Raw genomic sequence first — 23,245 nt, forward strand, 5'->3', positions numbered from 1 at the left:
CGGCGACGGGTCGCCCCCAGGGCGTCCGGTCGCGCGCCGCGGGGAGGCCCGACGGCGCCCTCAGGCGTGGCGGTGCGCCTCGCGGTCGCGCAGGGCCGCCGTCTCGAGCTGGAAGGTCGAGTGCTCGACGGAGACCGGGAAGTGGTGGGCGACGCACGTGCGCACGCGCTCGACGATCTCCAGCGCGTGCCCGTCGCGGAAGCACGCGTCGTCCACGACGACGTGCGCCGAGATGGTCGGGAGCCCCGTCGCGACCGTGGAGGCGTGCAGGTCGTGGACGTCCTCGACGTGGTCGAGCGAGAGGATGTGCCGCCGGACGTCGTCGAGGTCCAGGCCCTCGGGCGTGAACTCCATGAGGACGGCCGTCGCCTCGCGCAGGAGGCGGAACGCGCGCGGCACGATGAGGACGGCGATGAGCAGGCCGGCGATCGCGTCGGCCCGCTGGTAGCCCGTCGTGGCGATCACGACGGCGGCCACGATGACCCCGACGGAGCCCAGCGCGTCGTTGACCACCTCGAGGAACGCGGCCCGCAGGTTGAGGTTCGCGCGCCGCCCGGACGCCAGGACCGCGATGGCGACGAGGTTCCCCACGAGGCCGACGATCCCGAACACGAGCAGCTCGGAGGAGGGCACCTCGGGCGGCTCGAGCAGGCGCCGGACGCCCTCGACGGCGGCGTACGCGCCGACGGCGAGGAGCAGCGCCGCCTGCGCGAGGGCCGCGAGCACCTCGACACGACGGAAGCCCCACGTGCGGTGCTTGGTCGCCGGGCGCAGCGCGAGCGACGCCGCGACCAGCGCGACGGCCAGCCCGATCGCGTCGGTGAGCATGTGCGCCGTGTCCGTGAGGAGCGCCAGGCTCCCTGTGAGCACCGCGCCGACGGCCTGGGCCGCGAGGATCGTCGCGGTGATGCCGAACGCGACGGCGAGCCGCCTGCGGTGGTCGGGCGCGCCGAGGTCACCTGCGCCGTGGTCGTGACCCGCTCCCATCGATCCTCCATTCATCGGTGTTTACCGATGATATCGATGAACACCGATGTTTTCTAGGCGGGATGCACCGTGACACGCGTCACGCGCAGGGGTCAGGGGGCGAGGGCGACGTGCTCCGCGTCGGCGAGGAGGTGCGCGACCTCCGGGCGCACGAGGCGGTACCAGGACGACCGGCCCTCCCGCCGCACCGCGACGACCCCCACCTCGCGCAGCGTGGTGAGGTGCTCCGAGACGGTCGACTGCGCCAGCCCGAGCTCGCGCGTGAGGTCGACGACCCGGCGCTCCGAGCCCGTGAGCAGGTGCACGATCGCGAGACGGCGCGGCTCGGCGAGCGCGTGGAGCAGGCGCGCGACCGCCTCGTGGTCGTGCGCGCCGTCGTGCCGGGGGTCGCTCGCGGCGCTCGTCGTCACCCGCCGATCCTAGCGATCGGCAGCCCCGGACCGCCCGGGCTCAGCCCCAGCCGAGCTCGTGCAGCCGGTCGTCGTCGATGCCGAAGTGGTGCGCGATCTCGTGGACGACGGTCACCGCCACCTCCTCGACCACGTCCTCGCGCGTCTCGCAGATGGCGAGCGTCGGGTTCCGGAAGATCGTGATGCGGTCGGGCAGCGCGCCCGCCGCCCACATGTGGTCGCGCTCCGTGAGCGGCACCCCCTCGTAGAGCCCGAGCAGCTCGGGGTCGTCGTCGGGCGCGTCGTCCTCGACGAGCACCACGACGTTGTCCATCTGCACCGCCAGCTCCTCGGGGACGAGGTCCAGCCCGTCGCGCACGGCGTCCTCGAAGTCGGCCCGCGTCATCTCCACCACCCGCCCATCCTCCCCCGCGCGGGCGGCGGATCCGACGAGGAGCCCCCGGCGGCGCCGCTGTACACTGGCCGACGTTCCTGAGCCCCCATCGTCTAGCGGCCTAGGACCCCGCCCTTTCACGGCGGTAGCACGGGTTCGAATCCCGTTGGGGGTACGCGAGATCGCGTCGGAACCGGTGGTCACCGGCGGATTTACGGATCGGCTCACCGGTACGGTACGATCCTCTCGGTTCGAATGCGGGCCACCACACCACCAGGATCGCTGGTGAAAATCACCGGGTTCCCTGGTGCTAAGGTGTGTCTCGCGAAGAACAGCAAGGCCCTGTAGCGCAGTTGGTTAGCGCGCCGCCCTGTCACGGCGGAGGTCGCGGGTTCAAGTCCCGTCAGGGTCGCGTGAGGCGAAGAGCCCGGTCGGCATCGGCCGGCCGGGCTCTTCCCCCATGGCTCTGTAGCTCAGTTGGTAGAGCGTTCGACTGAAAATCGAAAGGTCACCGGATCGACGCCGGTCGGAGCCACCGAGAGACCCCCGCCCGGGATTCCGGACGGGGGTCTTCTGCGTCCCGGGCCCGCGCGGTGTCCCTCGCGCGACCCTCCTCGCCCCCGGGCACCGCGCGCACCCCCGGGGAAGTTGCGCGCCGACCCCGGTGCCGGTTGAGTGGTGGGGGATCACCTGCGGAAAGGCTGAGAGATGAGCGACTGGATCGACGGGCGCATCCCGCCCGAGGAGCAGAAGCCGACGGTCGGACAGCTCGTGGAGCGCTTGTCCGAGCAGGCGACCCGGCTCGTCCGCTCGGAGATCGCCCTCGCGAAGGCCGAGCTGACGACGAAGGCGAAGCACGCCGGCATCGGCATCGGCCTGCTCGTCGTCGGCGGCGTGCTAGTGCTGTACGGCCTGGGCTTCCTGCTGCACTCCGCCATGGAGGGCCTCGCGACCGCCATGCCGCTGTGGCTCGCGGCGCTGATCGTCGGCGGCGTCCTCGTGCTGGTCGCCGGTACGCTCGCGTTCGTCGGCGTCAAGCAGCTCCAGCGGGGCGTGCCGCCGACGCCGACCGGTGCGGTCGAGAGCATCAAGGAAGACGTCGCGACCATCAAGGAAGGACTGCGCCCGTGAGCGGAACCGGCGAGACCCCCGACCCCCAGCTCTCCCCGTCCCAGCTCGAGGACGAGATCGCGCGCACCCGCAAGGAGCTCGCGGGGACGATCGACGAGCTCACGACGCGGCTCGACCCGCGCGTCCAGGCCAAGGCCGCCGCGCAGCAGGCGAAGCAGGCGGCGAGCGACACCGGGGCGTTCCTCTCCGGCAACGGGCTGCCCGAGGAGGACCCGGACCGGTCCCGCAACGTCAAGCTGCTGCTGGGCGCCGCCGTCGTCGGTGTCGCGCTGGTGGCCGCGGCGATCCTCCGCCGCCGCTCGTAACGACCCCCTCGACGAACGCCGTCGACCCCGCGCCGGTGCTCCACCGGACGCGGGGTCGGCGGCGTTCCGGCGTGCGGGAAGGTTCGACGACGCGCGGGGCGTCCGGCACGCGGGAGGGTTCGGGGACGCGGGACGTCCGGCGTGCAGGAACGTCGCACGCGCGCAGGGCTGGGTGGCAGGGCCGGCGCCGACCGAGAACGTGCGTCGTGCCGGCGTCCGTTCGGGTGCGCGCCGCCACGTCGGCGTGCCGTGGGCCGTGGGCCGGGCACGACGCCGGGTCAGGACTTGTCGGTGCCGTCCGCGGGCTCGCTGGCGGCGCCGAGCAGGGCCCGGACCTCGGACTCGCGGTAGCGCCGGTGGCCACCGAGGGTGCGGATCGACGACAGCTTGCCCGCCTTCGCCCAGCGGGTGACGGTCTTGGGGTCGACGCGGAAAAGGCTGGCGACCTCGGCGGGCGTGAGCAGAACCTCGGACTCCCCGTGCATGGACATCACGACACCTCCTCCTGGTACGCGCTGGTCCGGCAGATACCCCGGATCACGACGACAGCACGACGCCAGTACCTTCCATTGTCGCAGCATGCGGATTTCGGGCGACTTGACGGACGGGTGAATTAGGCGCTCTATGGTCGGATCGGCCGGATAGGCGCTCCTGCGGCATACGAGAGCGTTGCCGCAGGTGGTCCGCAGGGGCCCTCCGCACCACCGGACCCGGCCCGGGCGAGGCCACGCGGTGGAGACTGTGTGACGGTAGGCACGTCCACGGCTCGACCAGGGTCTCTGAGTGGATGGAATAGGCCCTGAGCATGTACCGTTGGACCCTGAACAGACGAAACTACACCCCGGGGCCGCACGTCTGAGTACGTTGCCGCCCCGCTTCTACGTTGAGGGGGTCGGAGCCATGGGCCGCGGCCGTCAGAAGGCAAAGCAGACCAAGGTCGCTCGCGCGCTGAAGTACTACAGCCCCGAGACGAACTACAGTGCGCTCGAGCAGGAGCTCACGGGTCACAGCCGTACGGATGTCGTGACCGACTCGCGCTTCGGCGCCGAGCCGGACGACCTCGAGCGCTACGACCAGCGCTACAACGACTGGTCCGACGACCGCTGACGGTCGTCCGCGACACCCCCTCCGCCGTCTCGCACGGACGCACCTGACCTCGACGGCGCCGTCGCCTGCCCGCAGGCGGTGGCGCCGTCGTCGTGCGTCCACGACGGATCGCCCCACCGCGACGTCCAAGGGGCCACCATCACCGCGACGTCCACGACGGGTCGTCCCACCGCGGCGTCCTTGACGGATGGACCCGTCGCACCCGCGGGAGAGCAGCCCTGGCCGGGCCGACGCCGCGATCCGCGCGCCGACCCGACCGGGCGGTGCTCAGGAGCGGTAGTCCCCGACGAGGCGCACCGCGCCCGCCTGGACGCCCTTGGTGCCGGCGACCAGGTCGCCGTCGGCGAGGTCGCGGGCCGCGTCCGGGTCGAAGGCCTCGACCGTGCCGAGCACCCACGCGGGCACGCCGAGCGCGGCGGACCGCGCCAGGGCGGCGTCGACGCCGTCCGCGCCCACGACCGCGACCATCCCCACGCCGAGGTTGAGGGTGTTCTCGAGGTCGCCGCGCGGCACCCCGCCCAGCTCGCGCACGAGGCGGAAGACGGGCGGCACGTCCCAGCTCCCCCGGTCCACGACCCCGACGAGCCCTGCCGGGAGGACACGCGCGAGGTTCGCGGCCAGGCCGCCACCCGTGACGTGCGTGAACGCGTGGACCTGGGCCGCGTCGTCGGCGGCCAGAGCGAGGCAGTCGGTCGCGTAGACGCGCGTCGGGGTGAGCAGCTCCTCGCCGACGGTGCGGCCGAGCTCGTCGACGTGCCGCTCGAGGCCCCAGCCCGCGTGCTTCAGCACGGCGCGCACGAGCGAGTAGCCGTTCGAGTGGAGGCCCGACGACGCCATGGCGACGAGCACGTCGCCCTCGCGCACGCGTTCCGGGCCGAGCAGGGCGTCCGCCTCGACGACGCCCGTGGCCGCGCCCGCGACGTCGTACTCGTCCTCGCCGAGCAGGCCCGGGTGCTCGGCCGTCTCGCCGCCGACGAGCGCGGTGCCGGCGACCTCGCAGGCCGCGGCGATGCCCCGCACGATGCCCGCGATGCGCTCGGGCACGACCTTGCCGCACGCGATGTAGTCGGTCATGAACAGCGGCTTGGCGCCCACCACCACGATGTCGTCGACGACCATGCCGACGAGGTCGAAGCCGATCGTGTCGTGCACGTCGAGCGCCTGGGCGATCGCGACCTTGGTGCCGACGCCGTCGGTCGACGTCGCGAGCAGCGGACGGCGGTACGTCGCGACCTCGGAGAAGTCGTAGAGCCCGGCGAACCCGCCGACGCCGCCGAGGACCTGCGGCCCGTGGGTGCGGCGTACGGCGTCCTTCATGAGCTCGACGGCCTTGTCACCGGCCTCGGTGTCGACCCCCGCGGCGGCGTAGGTGAGGCCCGTGCGGGGCGAGTCGGCAGTCATGGTGTCGGCTCCAAAGGTGTCTCGCGGCGCGCGCGCCGGTGGTGCGTAGGGTGCGGGTCAGGGGTGCTGGAGGGCGCCGGCGCCGCCGGCGGTCACAGAGAGGCTGCGCAGCCCGTCCTCGGGCGCCCCGAGCGGGAGCTCGGCCTGCTCGAGGAGGTGCTTGCCGAGCTGGTCGTCCGGCGGCAGCTCGATGGGGTACTTGCCCGTGAAGCACGCCGTGCAGAGCTGGGACGACGGCTGCTCGGTCGCCGAGATCATGCCCTCGGTCGAGATGTAGCCGAGGCTGTCGGCACCGAGCGACTGGCCGATCTCGTGCGGCGAGAGGCCGTTCGCGATGAGCTCGGCGCGCGACGCGAAGTCGATGCCGTAGAAGCACGGCCACTTCACGGGCGGCGAGCTGATGCGCACGTGCACCTCGGCCGCGCCGGCCTCGCGCAGCATCCGCACGAGCGCGCGCTGCGTGTTGCCGCGCACGATCGAGTCGTCGACCACGACGAGCCGCTTGCCGCGGATCACGTCGCGCAGCGGGTTGAGCTTGAGCCGGATGCCGAGCTGGCGCAGCGTGTCCGACGGCTGGATGAACGTGCGGCCCACGTAGGCGTTCTTCGTGAGCCCCTGGCCGAACGGGATGCCCGACTCGGCGGCGTAGCCCACCGCGGCGGGCGTGCCGGACTCGGGGACCGGGATGACGAGGTCCGCCTCGACCGGGTGCTCGCGGGCGAGCTGGCGGCCCATCTCGACGCGCGCCGCGTGCACCGAGCGACCGTTGATGCTCGTGTCCGGGCGGGCCAGGTAGACGTACTCGAAGACGCAGCCCGCACGCTCGATGGGCGCGAACCGCTGCGAGCGCAGGCCCTCCGCGTCGATCGCGATGAGCTCGCCGGGCTCGACCTCGCGCACGAAGGACGCGCCCACGATGTCCAGAGCCGGCGTCTCGCTCGCGACGACCCAGCCGCGCTCGAGGCGGCCGAGCACGAGCGGGCGCACGCCCTGCGGGTCGCGCGCGGCGTACAGCGTGCGCTCGTCCATGAAGACGAGCGAGAACGCACCGCGCAGGCGCGGGAGCACCTCGAGCGCCGTCGCCTCCAGCGTGTGGTCGGCGTCGCCCGCGAGCAGGGCGGTGACGAGCGCGGTGTCCGTCGTGTTGCCGCGCGCGAGCTCGCCGCGGCGCTGGCTCCCGTAGCGCTCGGCGACGAGGTTGACGAGCTCGGCGGAGTTCGTGAGGTTGCCGTTGTGCCCGAGGGCCACGGTCCCGGACGCGGTGGCGCCGAGAGTCGGCTGCGCGTTCTCCCACGTCACGCCGCCCGTGGTCGAGTACCGGCAGTGCCCGACGGCGATGTGCCCCGTCAGGGCGTTGAGGGCCGTCTCGTCGAAGACCTGGGAGACGAGGCCCATGTCCTTGTAGACGAGGATCTGCTCGCCGTTGCTCGTCGCGATGCCCGCCGACTCCTGACCGCGGTGCTGCAGCGCGTAGAGCCCGAAGTAGGCGAGCTTGGCGACCTCCTCGCCGGGCGCCCAGACACCGAAGACGCCGCAGGCGTCCTGGGGGCCTTTCTCGCCGGGCATGAGGTCGTGGTTGAGAAGTCCATCTCCGCGGGGGGCCACGTACCTCAGTGTCCCACAGCGCGCGGGCGAGGACGGAAGCGGACGACCAGGCGGACGGCCCCCGCCGTCGTTCACGGTGGCGTTACGTCGTCCCACCTGTCGGTCGGGGGTTTCGCTGCGTGGGAACGCCGCGCTTGAATCTCGACTTACCCGACCGCAGGGGTCCAGTATGGCCGCCGCGTCGGGCCCGTTCCACCACCGCTCCCGCTCCCCGGGACCCCGACGAAGGACGACACCATGCGACGCCTCCGGACGACGATCACCCTCGCGGCTGCCGCGGCAGCCACCGCCCTGGTCCTCACCGCCTGCGCGCCGACCGCCGTCGACGGGTCGGGCGGGGGCGACGCGAGCGGCGACGGGGGCTCCGACGTCGAGCCCACGACGCTCTCGCTCGTCGGCTTCGCCGTGCCGAAGGCGGGCAACGACGCGGCGCAGGAGCTGTGGGGCGAGACCGAGGACGGCCAGGGCGTGACCTGGGAGACGTCGTACGGCGCGTCCGGCGACCAGAGCCGCGCGGTGGCCGACGGGCTGGAGGCCGACTACGTGCACTTCTCGCTCGAGGGCGACGTGACGCGCCTCGTCGACGCGGGCCTCGTCGCCGAGGACTGGAACGCGGGCGAGAACCAGGGCATCGTCAGCCAGTCCGTCGTCGTGCTCGTGGTGCGCGAGGGCAACCCGAAGAACATCCAGAGCTGGGAGGACATCGTCCAGCCCGGGGTCGAGATCGTCACCCCGAACCCCGGCTCGTCGGGCTCGGCCCGCTGGAACATCCTCGCCGGGTGGGGCAGCGTCATCGCGAACGGCGGCTCGGAGGAGGACGCGACCGAGTACCTGCGGAAGTTCTTCACCAACGCGGTGGCGCTGCCCGGCAGCGGCCGCGACGCGACGACGGCGTTCACGTCCGGCACCGGCGACGTCCTGCTCTCCTACGAGAACGAGGCGATCCTCGCGCGGCAGAACGGCGAGACGTTCGACTACGTGGTCCCCGACCAGACGCTCCTCATCGAGAACCCCGCCGCGGTGACGGTCGACGCCGACCCCAAGGCGCAGAGCTACCTCGACTTCGTCCTCACGCCCGAGGGCCAGGAGGCGTTCGCGCACGTGGGCTTCCGCCCCCTGACCGGGGACGTCGACTTCGAGGTCGAGGGCGCCAACGACCCGAGCGACCCGTTCCCCACCGTCCCGACGCTCCTCACCATCGCCGACGACTTCGGCGGCTGGTCGGCGACCAACGACAAGTTCTTCGGCGACGAGGGCCTCGTGACCAAGATCCAGGCCGAGACCGGGAAGCAGTGACCCGTGTCCTCGACCCTCGCCGAACGACCAGGCCGGGCGGCGCGCGAGCGCCGCCCGGCCTCGGCCGCGCCTCCCGGCCGCACGCGCCGTCGGGCGCCCAACGGCCCCTACCGACTCACGGCGACCTCGGGCCTCGGGCTCGGCGTCGCGCTCGTGTGGTTCTCGGCGCTCGCCCTCGTCCCGCTGATCGCGGTGCTCGTCGAGACGTCCGTCGGCGGCTGGCCGGCCTTCGTCGCCGCCGTGACGCAGCCGCAGACCGCCGCGGCGCTGACCCTCACGGTCACGCAGGCGCTCGCCGTGACCGCCGTCAACGTCGTCATGGGCACGCTCATCGCGTGGGTCCTCGTGCGCGACCGGTTCCCCGGCAAGCGGCTCCTCGAGGTGCTCATCGACATCCCGTTCGCGCTCCCCACGATCGTCGCCGGCCTCGTGCTGCTCGCGCTGTACGGGCCGTCGGGGCCGCTGGGGATCGACGTCGCGAACACGCGCGCCGCCGTCTTCCTCGCGTTCCTGTTCGTCACGCTGCCCTTCGTGGTGCGCAGCGTGCAGCCCGTGCTCGCCGAGCTCGACCGGGACGTCGAGGAGGCCGCCGCGTCGCTCGGCGCGACGCGGGCCACGACCTTCCGCCGCGTCGTCCTCCCGGCCCTCGCGCCCGCGATCACTGCTGGCGCCGCGCTGTCGTTCGCGCGCGCGATCAGCGAGTACGGCGCGCTCGTGCTGCTCTCCGGGAACCTGCCCATGCGCACCGAGGTGGGCTCCGTGCGCATCCTCAGCTACCTGGAGAACGGCCAGCCGGAGCAGGCGGCGGCCGTCGCGTCGGTGCTCCTCCTCGTCTCGCTGCTCGTCATCGCGACGATCCAGCTCCTCCAGCGCAGGGTGGCCCGCCGTGGATAGCTCCCCCTGGGTGCGCCGCACGCTGCGCGCCGTCGTGGTCGTCTACCTGGTGCTGCTCGTCGGGTGGCCGGTCTCGCTCGTCGTGCGCGGCGCGTTCGCGGACGGGCTCGAGACGTTCCAGCGGGCTCTCGCCGACCCGTCCGTCGTCTTCGCCCTCCAGCTCACCGCCGCCGTCGCGGTGCAGGTCGTGCTGATCAACACCGTGTTCGGCGTCGGCATCTCGATGCTCATCGTCCGGTACGACTTCCCGGGCAAGGCGCTCCTCAACGCCCTGCTCGACCTCCCGCTGTCCGTCTCCCCGATCGTCGTCGGGCTCTCGCTCGTCCTCGTGTACGGGAAGAACGGCTGGTTCGGCGGCGCCCTCGAGGACGCCGGGCTCCAGGTGATCTTCGCGCCGCCGGGCATCGTCCTCGCCACCGCGTTCGTGTGCCTCCCGCTCGTCATCCGCGAGGTCGTGCCGGTCCTCACGGAGCTCGGCACCGACGAGGAGCTCGCCGCCACGAGCCTCGGGGCGAGCCGCCTCCAGACGTTCCGGCGCATCACCCTGCCGGCGATCCGGTGGGCCGTCGTCTACGGGGTCGTGCTCACCCTCGCGCGCGCCCTCGGCGAGTTCGGCGCGGTCAAGGTCGTCTCCGGCAACTTCGAGGGCCGCACGCAGACGTCCACGCTGCTCGTCGAGCAGCGGTACCAGGACTTCGAGCAGGGCACCGCCTACGCCGTCGCGTTCCTCCTCGCGTCGGTGTCCGTCGCGTGCATCGTCGCCGTGACGTTCCTGCGCTCCGACGACGCCGCCGGCCCCCGCCCCCGCCGCTCCCCCCGCACCGTCAGGTCCACCCGCACCGCCGCCCCCACGGAGGCCGACGCATGAGCATCGAGATCCGCAACGTCCGCAAGACCTTCGGCGACTTCGTCGCGCTCGACGACGTCTCCGTCTCCGTGCCGACCGGCCGCCTCACGGCCCTGCTCGGCCCGAGCGGCGGCGGCAAGTCCACGCTGCTGCGCGTCGTCGCCGGGCTCGAGGTGCCGGACTCCGGCCAGGTCGAGCTCGAGGGCCGCGACGCCACGAACCTGCCCGCGCGCCGCCGCAACGTGGGCTTCGTCTTCCAGCACTACGCGGCCTTCAAGCACCTGAGCGTCGCGCGGAACGTCGCGTTCGGGCTCGAGATCCGCCGCACGCCGAAGGCCGAGATCGCCGAGCGCGTCGACGAGCTCCTGCGGCTCGTGCACCTCGAGAGCTTCGCGCACCGGCTGCCGTCGCAGCTCTCCGGCGGGCAGCGCCAGCGCATGGCGCTCGCCCGCGCACTCGCGATCCGCCCGAGCGTCCTCCTGCTCGACGAGCCGTTCGGCGCGCTCGACGCGAAGGTCCGCAAGGAGCTGCGCGACTGGCTGCGCCGCCTGCACGACGAGATCCCCGTGACCACGGTGTTCGTCACGCACGACCAGGAGGAGGCGCTCGAGGTCGCGGACGAGATCGTCGTCGTCAACGAGGGCCGCATCGAGCAGGTCGGCACGCCCGACGACCTCTACGACCGCCCCGCGAACGACTTCGTCATGGGCTTCCTCGGGCCGGTGACCCGCCTCGGCGGCGTCCTCGTCCGCCCGCACGACGTGCACGTCGAGGTCCTGCCCGACGGCGGGGCGGGCCTCGACCCGTCGGCACACCGGGGCGTCGCGATCGGGGACACGGCGGACGCGGCGGGCGTGACCGGCGTCGTCACGCGCACGACGCGCGTGGGGTTCGAGGTGCGCGCGGAGGTGACCGCGGGCGACGAGGTGGTGTCCGTCGTCGTGACCCGCGCGGAGGCGCGGACGCTGGGCCTGGCGCCCGGCGTGGCGGTGCGGCTCTCCCCCGCCGCCGGCGCCCCGACCGGTACGGCCTCCGAGCCGGCGGACCGGCGCGTGGCCGAGCCGCTCGTCGGCTGAGCGGTCAGCGGCGCCCGCGCAGGCTGCGGCGGTCGGCGACGACGGCCCACACGCCCGCGACCGCGGCGCCGAGCGCCGCGCACGTCACGAGGATGACCGTGAAGTAGACGCCGGGCTTGAAGACCGGCGCCGCGGCGGGCGACTGGAGCCACGCGCCACCGATGCCCAGGCCGAGGACCGTGCCCAGGAGGATGCCGACCGTGAAGAACGCGCGGTAGCGGGGGGCGCGGCGGACGGTCGCCGGGTCGACCACGGACTCGATCTCGACCTCCTCGCCACCGGCGGAGGCGGTGTCGTCGGACGCCGCGCCGGGCGTCTCGTCCGCCCTCGTCCCCGGCCCGGCGGCCTCGGACTCAGCGGCCCCGGGCTCGGCGGCCTCGGACCCGGCCTCGGGGCGCGCGGCGTCGGGCACGACGGCGTCGGGCGCGGCGGACGGGTCGGGGGCCGTGCCGTCGGGCACGCGGGACTGCTCGGAGCTCACGAGCACGACCCTACCCGCGCTTCCTGGGACTCCCCGCAGAGTCCTCGCCCCGGACGCACCGCGACCCGGGCCCGTCGGACGGGACCCGGGTCGCGGGACGTGGCGTCGCCTCCTCGGCGGCGCCGCACGGCGTCAGGCAGGCGTCAGCCGCAGGTCTGACCCTCGAAGGGGATCTTGTACTCCTGCGTCACGCCGTCGAGCGTCGCGGTCACGGTGACCGTCCCGCCCTCGACCGACGTGGCCCGGGTGTTGAACGACTGGTAGGCGTTCTTGCCCGGCTGGAGGTTCGGGAACCGCTTGGAGCCGTAGGGCGTCTCGAGGACGACCTCGACCGGCGCGTCCTCGCCATTGGTGGCGCGGACCGCGAGGTGGACGAACTTGCCCGTGCAGCGCGCGGTGGCCTCGAGGTTCACGAGCTCCACCGTCGGGGCCGCGGCCTCGACCGTGACCGGGATGCGCGCCGTCGTGCCGCTCGGCGACGCGACGACCCACAGGTCGTACTCGCCCGCCGCGGCGTCGGCCGGGACCGTCGCCGTCAGGGTCGCCGCCCCGCCCGTCACCGTGGCGGTGCCCGCCGGGGTGCCCGGGGCCGCCGGGTCGAACGTGGCGTCCGCCGCGACGAGGTACCCGTCCACCGACGTGTTCGCCGGCGACCCGAGCGACGTGAGGTCGAGGCCCGAGAGCCCCACGCTCACGTCGGAGCCCGCCGTCACGGTGCCGGGCAGCTCGTCGACGACCACGCGCGACCGGTCGAACGACGGCGACACCGGCGAGCTCTGCTGCAGGTACGCGATCCACGCGTCCCGGTCGACCAGACCGGAGTCGCGCGGGTCGGTGCCGTCCGTGAACACGCGGAAGTTGTCGCCCCCGGTGGCCAGGAACGAGAACGTCGCGACGCGGTACTCGCCGTCGGGGTCGATCGGCTCGCCGTCGATCGTCACGGACGAGACGTTGCTCCCCGGCGCCGCGTTCGGGTCGGCGGTGCTCGCCGTCCACGACACGTTGTCCGAGAGGCCCAGGGCGAGGTACGGGCGCGACGGGCGGTTGCCGTTCGCGTCCGTCTGCCACTGCTGCTCGAGCATCTCGACGACCTGCTCGCCCGTGAGGGTCACGGTCCACAGGTTGTTGACGAACGGCAGGACCGCGTTGGCCTCGGCGTACGTGATGACGCCGTCGTCGCCGTGCAGGAGCTCGGCGCGCAGCCCGCCCGGGTTGACGACGCCGATGTCCGCGCCGCCGCGCGCCGGGTCGGAGAGCGTCGCGAGGAGCGAGTCCGCGACGAGGTTGCCGAGCGTCGACTCCGAGGCGCGGTCGTCACGCCCGGACGTCGGGTCCGGGCCGGGGCCCACGTACGTCCCGCCGGGACCCGTGTACGCGCCGCCCGCGAACGCGGTCGTGATGTCCGCGGTGACCTCGCCGATCGGGGTCGCGCCGATGATCTCGGCCTGCTGGAGCGCCGCGTCGACGATCGTCTTGACCTCCGCGACGCGCGGGTACGTCGCGACCAGGGTCGCGTCCTCCGTCTTCGTGCGGGCCACGTTCTGCGCCGTGTACGCCGTGACCTCGTGGGTCGCGGTGTCCACGGTGAGCGACACGTGCCCGATGAACTCGCCGTAGTTGCCGGTCTGGACGATCGGGCGGGTCTTGCCCGGGGCGCCCGGGACGGGCGCGTCCCACGCGTACTGCTTGTGGGTGTGGCCCGTGAAGATCGCCGCGACGCGCGCGTCGGTCTCGTCGACGATGTCCGCGAAGGCGCCGCCCGCGGCGACCTCCTCCTCGAGCGTCGCGCCGTCGGGCGTGCCCGCGGACGCGCCCTCGTGGACGAGGCCCACGACGACGTCCGCCTCGCCGTTCGCCGGGTCGCCGTCCTGGAGCTGGGCGGTGACGCGGTTGAGCGCCTCGACGGGATCGCCGAACTCGACGTCGGCGATGCCCGACGGCGTGACCAGCGTCGGGGTCTCCTCCGTCACGACGCCGACGAAGCCGACGTCGAGGCCGTCGATCTCGACGACCTGGTACTCCGGCAGCGCCGGGTTCGTCGTGCCCTTGTCGTAGACGTTCGCGCCCAGGTAGGCCCAGTCGGCCTCGTCGGTGACCCGACCCGTGAGGTCGTCCACGCCCTGGTCGAACTCGTGGTTGCCCACCGCGGACGCCGCGAGGTCGAGCGCGTTCAGCACGTCGATCGTCGGCTGGTCCTCCTGGAGCGCCGACGCGAACAGCGAGGCGCCGATGTTGTCGCCCGCCGAGACGAAAGCCGTCCCGTCGGGGTTCGCCGCGCGCAGCTGCTCGATCGTGCCCGCGAACTTCACCGTGTTGGCGTCGATGCGACCGTGGAAGTCGTTGATCGCCAGCAGGTCGAGCTGCGTGGTGCCGGGCTCGGTGGCGCCGAGCTGGAGGCCCACGAGGACGGGGTCGTGGTCGGACGACCGGAACGGCGTCGTGTCGTAGAGGATCGACGCGTTGTAGTTGTACCGGCTGTACTCGTTGGCGATCGGCTCGACCGAGTTGATGTTCCACACGTCGGTGCCGGTGACGGCGTCCGCCGCGGCCGACGACGCGAACACGTGGTCGAGCGACCCGACGTACCCGTCGAACAGGTAGGTGTGCTCGCCCGTCGACGCACCGAGGTCGGTGTAGCCGGCGTCCTTGAGCACCTGCAGCGGGTCCTCCTGCTCGTAGGAGTTGAAGTCGCCCGCGAGCAGGACCTTGTCCGTCCCGGCGTCGGCCGCGACGTCCTCGGCGAAGGCGACGAGCGCCGTCGCCTGGCCCACGCGCGCCTTGTTGTACGCGCCCTGGCCGTCGCCGGTGTCCTTCTGGTCCGCGGGCGCGGAGTCGCTGCCGCCCTTCGACTTGAGGTGGTTCGCGACGACGAGCACGTCGTCGCTCGCCGCGTCGTCACCCTCGGTGATCCCGCCCGCGGGCTGGAACACCTGGGCGAGCGGCTCGCGCGCGTTCGAGAACGCCGGGTCGTCGAGCAGGATCACGGAGTCGCCGACCGGCTCGGCCTCGGCCACCTGGTAGATGTACGCGAGGCGGATGACGTCCTCGTCCGTCGGCACCGTGGCCGGGGACGGGACGAACGCCCACTCCTCGGCACCCGCGGCCGCGTTGAGCGCGTCCACGAGGTCCGACAGCGCCTGGTCGCGGTCCTTGCCGAACGGCTCGGAGTTCTCGATCTCCATGAGCGCGACGACGTCCGCGTCGAGGGCGTCGATCGCCGCGACGATCTTCGTCTGCTGCCGCTCGAGGTTCGCGGCGTCCGCCGCGCCGCGCGCGTCGCAGCCCGTGCGGACCGTGATCGGGTTCCCCGCGCGGTCCGTGTAGAACTGGCAGCCCGCGACCTGGTCGCCCGTGGTCGTGAAGTAGTTGAGCACGTTGAACGTCGCGACGGAGAGGTCGCCCCCGACCTCGGCCGGAGCGTCCTCCCGCGTGTTCTCGAACGTGACCGGCTGCACCGTGGCGGCGTTGCCGCCGTCGCCCGCGGTGAGCTGCGTGCGCGGCTGGAACGTCCAGGCGTCGAACCGGTAGTCGAGGATGACCGGCGTCGTGAACGACACGGCCGCACCCACGCGCGCCGGTGCCCCGCCCGTGAGGTACGGGAGCGGGACGCCCTTGTTCGCCGTGTTGTTGAAGTTCGTGGTGGCGCCGTCGTCGAGCACCACGGCCCGCGCCGCACGGTCCGCGACGGCGGCCGCCGCCTCCGCGCTGCCCGGCCGCCCGGCCGACGTCGGCTGGACGAACGGGTCCGTCCCCGCCGCGAGCACGAACGACCCGTAGTAGTTCGTGTCGTAGTTGTCCGCGACGACGTAGTCACCGGCGGGCTGCACGAGCATGCCCTCGAGGACCTCGCGCTCGGCGTCGGTCGCCGGGAACGCGACGTTCGCGGGCTTGACGTCCTGTGCCGCCTCGTCGAGCACGGTCCAGCCGCCCGCCGCGGGCGTGATCTGGGTCAGCGTGAAGTACTCGGACACCGCCCCCGTCACCTCGACGTGGTCGCCGACCGCCACCGCGGCCGCGCCCGCCTTCGAGTAGACGAAGATCGCGTCCGACGCCGTGTGCGACGCGTCGAGGTCGCCGCCTGTGCCCTCGGTCTGCAGGTAGAAGCCGTCGTATCCGCCCGTGGGGTACGTCGCGGTGACGACGCCGCGCGTGGTGACCGTCTGCCCGACGAGCGGGCTCGCCGCCCCCGTGCCCTGGATCTCCGCGATCGGGACGACCTCGCCCGGCTCGGGGCCCGGGCCGCCGCCGTCGTCACCGCTGTTCTGCGGCGTCACGGCGCTGGAGAGCGTGAGGTCCTTGCTGTTGTCGTCCGTGTCGGCGTACCCGGTCCGGTTGATCGAGGCAGGCACGTTGTTGGCGGACGGCGCAGGGCCCACGGCCGTCTCGAACGTGTTCGAGGTGCCGTACCCGATGAGGTCGACGACGTTCGCGGCGCCCGCGGCGTTCCCTGCCGGCAGCGTCACCGGAGAGGTCGACCGCACGAGCGCCAGGGTGCCCGTCGTGCCCGACGGGTTGAGACCGCCCGTCGCGTCGGGCGTGGGCAGCGCGGCGCCGTTCGAGCCGTTCGACCCGCCCTGCACCAGGTAGTAGCCCCCGGGGGCGACCGAGCCGGTCAGCGCGGTCACGCCCGTGAAGGCGCCCGTGCTCGTCGCCGAGCGGTACTGCAGCGACATCCCGGAGAGGTCGATCGCCGCCTGCGTGGGGTTGTACAGCTCGACGAACTTGTGGGTGTACGGGGCGTTGGCGCTGCCGCCGCTCAGGTAGGCCTCGTTGATGACGAGGCCCGATCCGTCGGGCGCCGCGCTCGCGGCGGTGGCCGCCGCGACGGAGAACGGCACGGCGAGGGCCACGGTCAACGTGCCCGCCACCACCCTCCGTCGCCGCAGGTGCTGGTGGTCGGTCACGCTGACTCCTTCATCTCGTGCGGACGGCCGGGCAGCAGCTCGCGCGTTCCCGTGGGTCGGGGACGAACCTCGGACGGGGCGACACCCTGCCTCCGCGGGACATCGCACCTCACCTGGATGAACGTGCGGTTGCTGCCGTGTCACCGCCACGAGAACGCCAGCGCACGTCGTCGTGCCGCGAGCGCCCGCGCGGACGGCGGCCGGTCATCCTGGGACGCTAGTCCCCCGCCCGGCGCTCCGCCAGACCTGACGCGGAGAACGTTACCCACCGGTAACACGCTCGCCGCCCGCGAGCAGGTGCCGAGGTCCCCGCCGGAGCGGTCAGCGTGGCCGGGCCGCCTGGAGCGGCAGCAGGAAGGAGATGTCGGAGCGCTCGCCCGACGCGCGGACCCGCCCGTCCGCGACGGCGTCGGCCCAGGCGACCGCCCCCGTCACGAGGCCCAGCCACGTCTGCGGGTCCGTCTCGACGACGTTCGGCGGCGTCCCGCGCGTGTGCCGCGGGCCCTCGACCGCCTGGACGGCCCCCGCGGGCGGCACGCGTACCTCGACCGTGTGCCCGGGCGCGACGTCGGCGAGCTCCTCGAGCGTGAACCGCACGGCCGTCGTCACGGCGCGGCGGTCGGTGGGGTCGTCGCGCCACGTCGCCAGGGCGAGGCGGCCGGCGGCGGGGTCGGTACGGCGTCGGGCAGGCACGAGGACCAGCCTAGGCCGCGCGGCCCGGCGTCAGCCGACGGTGAACCGGACGCGGCGCCCGGGCACCGACGCCTCGCGCAGCGTGGCGCGGACCGGGTCGCCGAGCGGGAGGTCCGTCCCCTCGACGGGGGCGCGCACCGCGGGGTCGGCGAGGACCACCTGGCCGCGCCGTGCCCCGCCCGCCTCGTCGGCGTCCTCGCGCTCGAGGCGGCGGGCGCGCTCGCGGTCGTCCTCGACGTCGACCACGACGCCGTCGAACTCCTCGCCCTCGCGACCGGTGAGCAGCGCGGCCTCGACGACGTCGACGATCGCGCGCTCGTACGCGCTCGCGCGCTGGCCCGTGCGGGCCATCGTGCGCGGCAGGCCGGGCAGGGCGTCGAGCACCCACCGCGGCACGTCCTCCCCCGCGCACAGCGCGAGGCACACCTCGGTGCCGTAGCGGTCCACGAGCCGGCGCAGGGGCGCGGTGACGTGCGCGTACTCCGCGCCGATCGCGGCGTGCGCCGCATCGTCGGGCACGCCGGGCTCCTGGCCCGTGCCACCGAACGCCTCGTACGACGCGCCCCGGAACAGCGACGTCGCCTCGTTGAGGAACGCGGCGTGGCGCGAGACGCGCGAGTCGAGCGTCGGGACGAGCTCGGCGTACGGCGTCTCGCGCGGCCAGTCGATGCCGAGCGCGCGGGCCGTGCGGCGCAGGCGCGCGAGGTCGCGCGGGTCGGCCTCCGGCAGCGCGCGGAAGACGCCGACGCCGCCCGCGCGCATGATCCGCGCCGCCGCGATGCCCGTGAGCAGCGACACCTGCGCGTTCCAGGCCTCCGCCGGGAGGGTCGAGCGGAACTCGAGGCCGAACGAGCCGTCGTCGCGCGTGACGATCTCCTGCTCCGGGACCTCGAGCGACACGCCGCCGCGCTCGCGCTCGCGCGCGAGCCGCAGCTCGCCCACCTCGCGGAGCAGGAGGAGCGCGTCCCCGGGGCCACCGGCCTCGATCCGGGCCTGCGCCTCGTCGTAGGTGAGGCGCTGCGTCGAGCGCACGACGGCGCGCCGCACCGTCGCGTCGAGGACCTCGCCGCGGGCGTCGAGCACGACGCGCCACGCCGCGGCCGGGCGGTCCTCGCCCGGCAGGAGGCTCGCCGCGCCCTCGGACAGCACGGCCGGGTGCAGCGGGGTGCGGCCGTCGGGCGCGTAGAGGGTCGTGCCGCGCTCGTGGACCTCGGCGTCGATCGCGCCGCCCGGCACGACGAACGCGCCGACGTCGGCGATCGCGTAGTGCACGACGAACGCGGCGCCCGCCGGGTCGCCCGGTGCTCCCCCGGCCCGCTCGAGGTGCAGCGCCTGGTCGAGGTCCATCGAGCCCGGCGGGTCGATCGTGACGAACGGGACGTCGCGCAGGTCGACGCGTCCCGGACCGGGCACCGCGCGGTCCTCGCGCACGACCTCCTCGGCCTCGGCGAGCACCCCGTCCGGGAAGCTCTCCGGTACCTCCATCTCGCGGCGCAGCGCCGCGAGCGCGTCGGTGACGAGGGCGGTGGTGCTCGGGGCGGAGGGCTCGGGTCGCGCGAGGCGCAGGTGACGGGCGGGCACGAGCCCGACCCTACCCACCCGTCGCCGGGCACGTCCTGCGTGGCAGGACGGACGACGACGGACGGGGCGAGCGCGCGGGCCAGGGCGTCCGACTGACCTGGCCCGCGCGACGCGCACGCGTCACCACCGACGCGTGCCGCCGGGCAACCCCCGCTGCCCGGACGACGAGGGGACGGGCGACGCCCGTCTCACATGCCGCGCGTGCCGAAGCGGTCGCGGGCGACGGCGTCGCCCCCGCCCGCCGCGGCCGCGGCGAGCTCGCGGCGCACCTCCTCGCGGAGGCGGCCGTGGTTCTGCGGCTCCGGTGCCGCCCCGAGGAGCAGCTTCGTGTACTCGTGCTGCGGGTCGAGGATGACCTGGTCCGACGGCCCGCGCTCGACGACGTTCCCGCGGAACATCACGAGGATCTCGTCGCTGAAGTGACGCGCCGTCGCGAGGTCGTGCGTGATGTAGAGGACGCCGAGGTTCTCCTCGCGCTGCAGTCGCGCCAGCAGGTTGAGCACCCCGAGCCGGATCGACACGTCGAGCATCGACACGGGCTCGTCCGCGACGAGGAACCGGGAGCCGGGCGCGAGCGCTCGGGCGATCGCGACGCGCTGGCGCTGACCGCCCGACATCTCGTGCGGACGCTTCTCCGCGAACGTCCCCGGGGGCGTGAGGTTCACGCGGGTGAGGAGCTCGTCGACGGCCGCGTCGAGCTCGGCGGCCGTCTTCGCGAGCCCGTGGATCCGCAGCGGCCGCTCCAGGTGGTGGCGGATCGAGTGGAACGGGTTGAGCGACGCGAACGGGTCCTGGAACACCATCTGGACGTCGTGCCGGTACTCGGCCAGGCCACGGCCACGTCGGGCGGACGGGACGCCGTCGAGCAGGATGTCACCGGACGTCGGCGTCTCGAGCTTCGCGATCATCCGCGCGACGGTCGACTTCCCGGAGCCCGACTCACCCACGATGGCGATCGTCTTGCCCGGCTCGAGCGTGAACGACACGTCGTTCACCGCGCGCAGCCGCGACCGCTTCCACCCGTTGCGGATGACGAAGTCCTTGGTGAGGTTCCGGATCTCGAGCGTGCCCATCAGGCCACCCCTCCCGTGCTGTCGGCGGTGTCCTCGCCGGACCGGACGAACCCGCCCCGGTCGCCCGTCAGGCTCGGGAACGACCCGAGCAGGCGGCGCGTGTACTCGTGCGCGGGCGCGTTGTAGATCTCCTCGGCCGTGTTGAGCTCGACGATCTCGCCGCGGAGCATGACCGCGATCCGGTCGCTGATCTCCAGCAGCAGCGGCAGGTCGTGCGTGATGAAGACGACGGCGAAGTCGAACTGCTCGCGCAGCCGCATGATCTCGCGCAGGATGCCGCGCTGGACGACGACGTCGAGCGCCGTCGTCGGCTCGTCCATGATCATGACCTGCGGCTGGAGCGCGAGGGCCATCGCGATCATGACGCGCTGGCGCATGCCGCCGGAGAGCTCGTGCGCGTAGCTGTCGAGCCGGTTCGGGTCGACGCCGACGAGCTCCAGCAGCTCACGGCTGCGCTCGAGCTTGTCCTTCGCGGACATCCCCGGGCGGTGCGTCGCGAAGACGTCGAACAGCTGGGCCTTGATGCTGATCACGGGGTTGAGGGAGTTCATCGCCCCCTGGAAGACCATCGAGACCTTGTCCCAGCGGAACGCCCGCAGCGAGTCCCCGGACAGGGCGGCGACGTCGATGTCGTCGCCGTCCTTGTCGTGGAGGACGATCTCCCCGCTCGTGCGCAGCGCCGGCGGCTTGAGGAGCTGGTTGAGCCCGTACGCGAGGGTCGTCTTGCCGCAGCCGGACTCGCCCGCGAGGCCGAGGATCTCGCCCCGGTGCAGGGTCAGGGACACGTCCTTCACGGCCTGCACGACCGGGTTCACCTGGTACTCGATCGAGACGTTCCGCGCCGTGAGCACCGGGATCGCGCCGGGCGGGGCCCCGAAGTCGCCCGCGGCCTTCGCGGTGAGGGTCGGTGTGCTCATGACTGGACCTTCTCGTCGTCTCGGGCCGGGGTGCTCGCCGGGCCGTCTGCCGTGGCGGCAGCGCCGGCGGCCGGCGCGGTCGCCGCCGCACGCTTCGCGCGCTGCTTGCGGGCGAGCCGGACGTTCTTGACCGCGGCGGGCGCCGTCCGGAGCCTCGGGTTGATGATCTCGTCGATGCTGAAGTTGATGAGCGCGAGCCCGCACCCGAACAGCGCGATGAGGAGGCCCGGCGGCACGAACCACCACCAGCGTCCGTAGGCCATCGCGTTCTGCGTGCTGGCCTCGTTGAGGATCGTGCCCCAGGTGACCGACCCCGACGGCCCGAGGCCGAGGTACGAGAGACCGGCCTCGCTGAGGATCGCGAGCAGCACGGCACCCAGGAAGTTCGCGGTGAGGAGCGGCAGGAGGTTCGGCAGGATCTCGACGAGGATGATGCGCGGCGCCTTCTCGCCCGCGACCTTGGCCGCGTAGACGTAGTCACGGCTCCGCAGCGACCGGGCCTGCGCCCGCAGCACGATCGCCGCGCCCGCCCAGCCGGTGATGCCGAGGATCAGGGCGACGAGAAAGAGCGAGCGCGACTCCAGGTAGGCCGAGATCACGATGATCAGGGGAAGCCCGGGGATCACGAGCATGATGTTCGTGACGAAGGACAGGATCTCGTTCGTCCAGCCCCCGACGTAGCCGGCGAGGATGCCGAACAGGAGCGAGAGGACCATCGCGATCACGCCCGCGAGGAGGCCGACCGTCAGCGAACCGAGGCCTCCGTGCGCGACCTGCGCGAAGATGTCGACGCCGATGTTGTTCGTGCCGAGCAGGTGCTCGGTGCTCGGCGGCAGGTACGCCGGGTTCGACGTCGCCCGCGGGCTCTGGCTGAACAGCGGCGTCACGACGGAGAAGAGCACGATCCCGAGCGTCAGCACGAGGCCGACGACGAGCTTGCCCGAGCGGCGCGGGAGCATCGCCCGGATGCCGCGCTTCGGCGCGGAGCTCTTCGGGACGGGCTCGCCCGCGACGACGGCCTCGGGCGGGGCGATGGGCACGTCCGGCACGATGCCGGCGGTCCGGTTCTCGGGCGGCAGGCCGTCCACCACCACGGAGGCGGCGGGCGCGGCGTCCGCCGCAGGCGTCACGGTCTCGGCGTCACGGGTGGGGTCAGCCATTGTTCCGCGTCCTCGGGTCGATGATGCCGTTGATCAGGTCCATGAGGAAGTTCGCCGCGAGCACCACCACGGTGATCACGAGGAAGGCGCCCTGCATGAGCGCGTAGTCCTTCGCCTGGACCGCGGTGAAGAGCAGCTTGCCGATGCCGGGGTAGCTGAAGGCCTGCTCCATGACCACCGACCCGGCGACGACGAAGCCGAGCGCGATGCCGAAGCCCGTGACGGACGGCAGGACCGCGTTCCGCGTCGCGTACGTCAGCGCGACCCGGAAGGGGCGCAGGCCCTTGGCCTCGGCCGTCGTGACGTAGTCCTCGGCGATGGTCGAGACCATCATGTTGCGCATCCCGAGGAGCCAGCCGCCCATCGCCGACAGGATGATCGTCACGGCCGGGAGGGTGCCGTGGTAGATCACGCTGCCCACGAAGTCCCACGACCACTCGGGACCGCTGTCGAACTCGAAGATGTCGTACGCGCCCACGATGGGGAACCAGCCGAGCGACACCGAGAAGATCGAGATGAGCACCAGGGCGAGCCAGAAGTACGGCACCGCCTGGAGGAAGGTCGACGCGGGGATGATGTGGTCGACCCAGGTACCGCGCTTCCAGCCGACCCACGCGCCGAGGCCGACGCCGAGGAGGAACGCGATGATCGTCGCCAGCCCGACGAGGCCCACCGTCCAGGGGAGGGCCTCGCCGAGCAGCTGGCTCACAGGTGCCGGGAAGTACAGGACCGACGTACCCAGGTCACCCGTGAAGATGTTCTTCCAGTACGCGAGGTACTGCTCCCACAGGGTGGCGTCGTCACTGCCGAAGAGGACGTCGACGCTCTGGATGAGACCAGGGGTCAGCTCGCCGTTCTTCCGGAGCATGGTGTCGAGGTAGATCTGCTTGGGGTCACCAGGGATCGCCCGCGGCAGGAGGAAGTTGAGCGAGACGGCGGCCCAGAAGGTGACCACGTAGAACGTGATCCGCCGTGCGTAGTACCTCATGCGACTGACTCCTCGT

General features: G+C 73.0%; 21 protein-coding genes and 3 tRNA genes. 10 read left to right on the plus strand and 14 right to left on the minus strand.

The genetic code is table 11. From position 1 onward, the window contains the following. Positions 1-60: 60 nt before the first annotated feature. The 3 genes from ACPCUX_RS15555 to ACPCUX_RS15565 all read right to left on the minus strand — a co-directional run bounded on the left by ACPCUX_RS15555 (position 61) and on the right by ACPCUX_RS15565 (position 1,782). The gene (locus ACPCUX_RS15555) at positions 61-987 is read right to left on the minus strand and encodes a cation diffusion facilitator family transporter (protein WP_423389119.1); all 927 of its coding nucleotides are present in this window, start codon (positions 985-987) and stop codon (positions 61-63) included. A gap of 92 nt (positions 988-1,079) precedes the next feature. Further along, positions 1,080-1,397 carry an ArsR/SmtB family transcription factor gene (locus ACPCUX_RS15560; RefSeq protein ID WP_021481595.1) on the minus strand — a complete coding sequence of 106 codons (318 nt, stop codon included), beginning with the start codon at positions 1,395-1,397 and terminating at the stop codon, positions 1,080-1,082. A gap of 40 nt (positions 1,398-1,437) precedes the next feature. After that, a complete protein-coding gene (locus ACPCUX_RS15565) occupies positions 1,438-1,782 on the minus strand; it encodes a metallopeptidase family protein (RefSeq protein ID WP_081895889.1) in 345 nt (114 codons plus the stop codon). A gap of 90 nt (positions 1,783-1,872) precedes the next feature. Between ACPCUX_RS15565 and ACPCUX_RS15570 the strand changes: the two genes are divergently transcribed. The 5 genes from ACPCUX_RS15570 to ACPCUX_RS15590 all read left to right on the plus strand — a co-directional run bounded on the left by ACPCUX_RS15570 (position 1,873) and on the right by ACPCUX_RS15590 (position 3,206). Next, a tRNA-Glu gene (locus ACPCUX_RS15570) sits at positions 1,873-1,945 on the plus strand. Between the two features lie 163 nt (positions 1,946-2,108). Next, positions 2,109-2,182: transfer RNA gene (locus ACPCUX_RS15575), tRNA-Asp, on the plus strand. Positions 2,183-2,232: 50 nt separating this feature from the next. Beyond that, positions 2,233-2,305 (plus strand) — tRNA-Phe (locus ACPCUX_RS15580). A gap of 173 nt (positions 2,306-2,478) precedes the next feature. Then, entirely contained in the window at positions 2,479-2,901 is a 423-nt protein-coding gene (locus ACPCUX_RS15585; protein WP_021481597.1) for a phage holin family protein, read from the plus strand. Next, the gene (locus ACPCUX_RS15590) at positions 2,898-3,206 is read left to right on the plus strand and encodes a DUF3618 domain-containing protein (RefSeq protein WP_021481598.1); all 309 of its coding nucleotides are present in this window, start codon (positions 2,898-2,900) and stop codon (positions 3,204-3,206) included. Before ACPCUX_RS15585 ends, ACPCUX_RS15590 begins: the two co-directional genes overlap by 4 nt. Positions 3,207-3,484: 278 nt before the next feature. On the opposite strand, the gene ACPCUX_RS15595 is transcribed toward ACPCUX_RS15590, so the two are convergent. Next, on the minus strand, positions 3,485-3,697 hold the full coding sequence (locus tag ACPCUX_RS15595) for a BldC family transcriptional regulator (protein WP_021482113.1): 213 nt from the start codon (positions 3,695-3,697) through the stop codon (positions 3,485-3,487). A gap of 409 nt (positions 3,698-4,106) precedes the next feature. On the opposite strand from ACPCUX_RS15595, the gene ACPCUX_RS15600 reads away from it, so the two are divergent. Then, on the plus strand, positions 4,107-4,313 hold the full coding sequence (locus ACPCUX_RS15600; RefSeq protein ID WP_021482112.1) for a DUF3073 domain-containing protein: 207 nt from the start codon (positions 4,107-4,109) through the stop codon (positions 4,311-4,313). A 267-nt stretch (positions 4,314-4,580) separates the two neighbouring features. Here ACPCUX_RS15600 and purM read toward each other — a convergent pair whose 3' ends face one another. Continuing rightward, positions 4,581-5,714: a phosphoribosylformylglycinamidine cyclo-ligase gene (purM, locus tag ACPCUX_RS15605; RefSeq protein WP_423389120.1), complete on the minus strand. Its 1,134-nt coding sequence runs from the start codon at positions 5,712-5,714 to the stop codon at positions 4,581-4,583. Between the two features lie 57 nt (positions 5,715-5,771). Further along, positions 5,772-7,319 carry an amidophosphoribosyltransferase gene (gene purF, locus ACPCUX_RS15610; protein WP_031315107.1) on the minus strand — a complete coding sequence of 516 codons (1,548 nt, stop codon included), beginning with the start codon at positions 7,317-7,319 and terminating at the stop codon, positions 5,772-5,774. A gap of 237 nt (positions 7,320-7,556) precedes the next feature. Between purF and ACPCUX_RS15615 the strand changes: the two genes are divergently transcribed. From ACPCUX_RS15615 to ACPCUX_RS15630, 4 genes are read left to right on the plus strand one after another with little or no spacing between them, the layout of a single operon-like run. Then, positions 7,557-8,615: a sulfate ABC transporter substrate-binding protein gene (locus ACPCUX_RS15615; protein ID WP_034653459.1), complete on the plus strand. Its 1,059-nt coding sequence runs from the start codon at positions 7,557-7,559 to the stop codon at positions 8,613-8,615. Positions 8,616-8,618: 3 nt separating this feature from the next. Further along, on the plus strand, positions 8,619-9,509 hold the full coding sequence (cysT, locus tag ACPCUX_RS15620) for a sulfate ABC transporter permease subunit CysT (protein WP_423389121.1): 891 nt from the start codon (positions 8,619-8,621) through the stop codon (positions 9,507-9,509). Further along, positions 9,502-10,377: a sulfate ABC transporter permease gene (locus ACPCUX_RS15625; protein WP_114552656.1), complete on the plus strand. Its 876-nt coding sequence runs from the start codon at positions 9,502-9,504 to the stop codon at positions 10,375-10,377. The genes cysT and ACPCUX_RS15625 overlap by 8 nt, the downstream gene beginning before the upstream one ends. Beyond that, positions 10,374-11,432: a sulfate/molybdate ABC transporter ATP-binding protein gene (locus ACPCUX_RS15630; protein ID WP_423389122.1), complete on the plus strand. Its 1,059-nt coding sequence runs from the start codon at positions 10,374-10,376 to the stop codon at positions 11,430-11,432. Before ACPCUX_RS15625 ends, ACPCUX_RS15630 begins: the two co-directional genes overlap by 4 nt. 4 nt (positions 11,433-11,436) lie before the next feature. On the opposite strand, the gene ACPCUX_RS15635 is transcribed toward ACPCUX_RS15630, so the two are convergent. The 8 genes from ACPCUX_RS15635 to ACPCUX_RS15670 all read right to left on the minus strand — a co-directional run bounded on the left by ACPCUX_RS15635 (position 11,437) and on the right by ACPCUX_RS15670 (position 23,229). Continuing rightward, a complete protein-coding gene (locus ACPCUX_RS15635) occupies positions 11,437-11,913 on the minus strand; it encodes a hypothetical protein (protein ID WP_144721495.1) in 477 nt (158 codons plus the stop codon). Positions 11,914-12,056: 143 nt separating this feature from the next. After that, positions 12,057-16,817, minus strand: coding sequence for an ExeM/NucH family extracellular endonuclease (locus ACPCUX_RS15640; protein WP_423389123.1), 4,761 nt, complete (start codon positions 16,815-16,817; stop codon positions 12,057-12,059). Positions 16,818-17,138: 321 nt separating this feature from the next. Then, positions 17,139-17,510 carry a sterol carrier family protein gene (locus tag ACPCUX_RS15645; protein WP_043656540.1) on the minus strand — a complete coding sequence of 124 codons (372 nt, stop codon included), beginning with the start codon at positions 17,508-17,510 and terminating at the stop codon, positions 17,139-17,141. Positions 17,511-17,540: 30 nt separating this feature from the next. Next, positions 17,541-19,091: an RNB domain-containing ribonuclease gene (locus ACPCUX_RS15650; protein ID WP_423389124.1), complete on the minus strand. Its 1,551-nt coding sequence runs from the start codon at positions 19,089-19,091 to the stop codon at positions 17,541-17,543. A 188-nt stretch (positions 19,092-19,279) separates the two neighbouring features. Further along, on the minus strand, positions 19,280-20,164 hold the full coding sequence (locus ACPCUX_RS15655; protein ID WP_144721493.1) for an ABC transporter ATP-binding protein: 885 nt from the start codon (positions 20,162-20,164) through the stop codon (positions 19,280-19,282). After that, a complete protein-coding gene (locus tag ACPCUX_RS15660) occupies positions 20,164-21,081 on the minus strand; it encodes an ABC transporter ATP-binding protein (protein ID WP_021483201.1) in 918 nt (305 codons plus the stop codon). Before ACPCUX_RS15660 ends, ACPCUX_RS15655 begins: the two co-directional genes overlap by 1 nt. Continuing rightward, positions 21,078-22,241 carry an ABC transporter permease gene (locus ACPCUX_RS15665; protein ID WP_085386587.1) on the minus strand — a complete coding sequence of 388 codons (1,164 nt, stop codon included), beginning with the start codon at positions 22,239-22,241 and terminating at the stop codon, positions 21,078-21,080. Before ACPCUX_RS15665 ends, ACPCUX_RS15660 begins: the two co-directional genes overlap by 4 nt. Further along, positions 22,234-23,229, minus strand: coding sequence for an ABC transporter permease (locus ACPCUX_RS15670; RefSeq protein WP_085386588.1), 996 nt, complete (start codon positions 23,227-23,229; stop codon positions 22,234-22,236). Before ACPCUX_RS15670 ends, ACPCUX_RS15665 begins: the two co-directional genes overlap by 8 nt. Positions 23,230-23,245: the final 16 nt, after the last annotated feature.

The organism is Cellulosimicrobium sp. AB352 (assembly GCF_049538415.1).
GTDB lineage: Bacteria > Actinomycetota > Actinomycetes > Actinomycetales > Cellulomonadaceae > Cellulosimicrobium > Cellulosimicrobium funkei.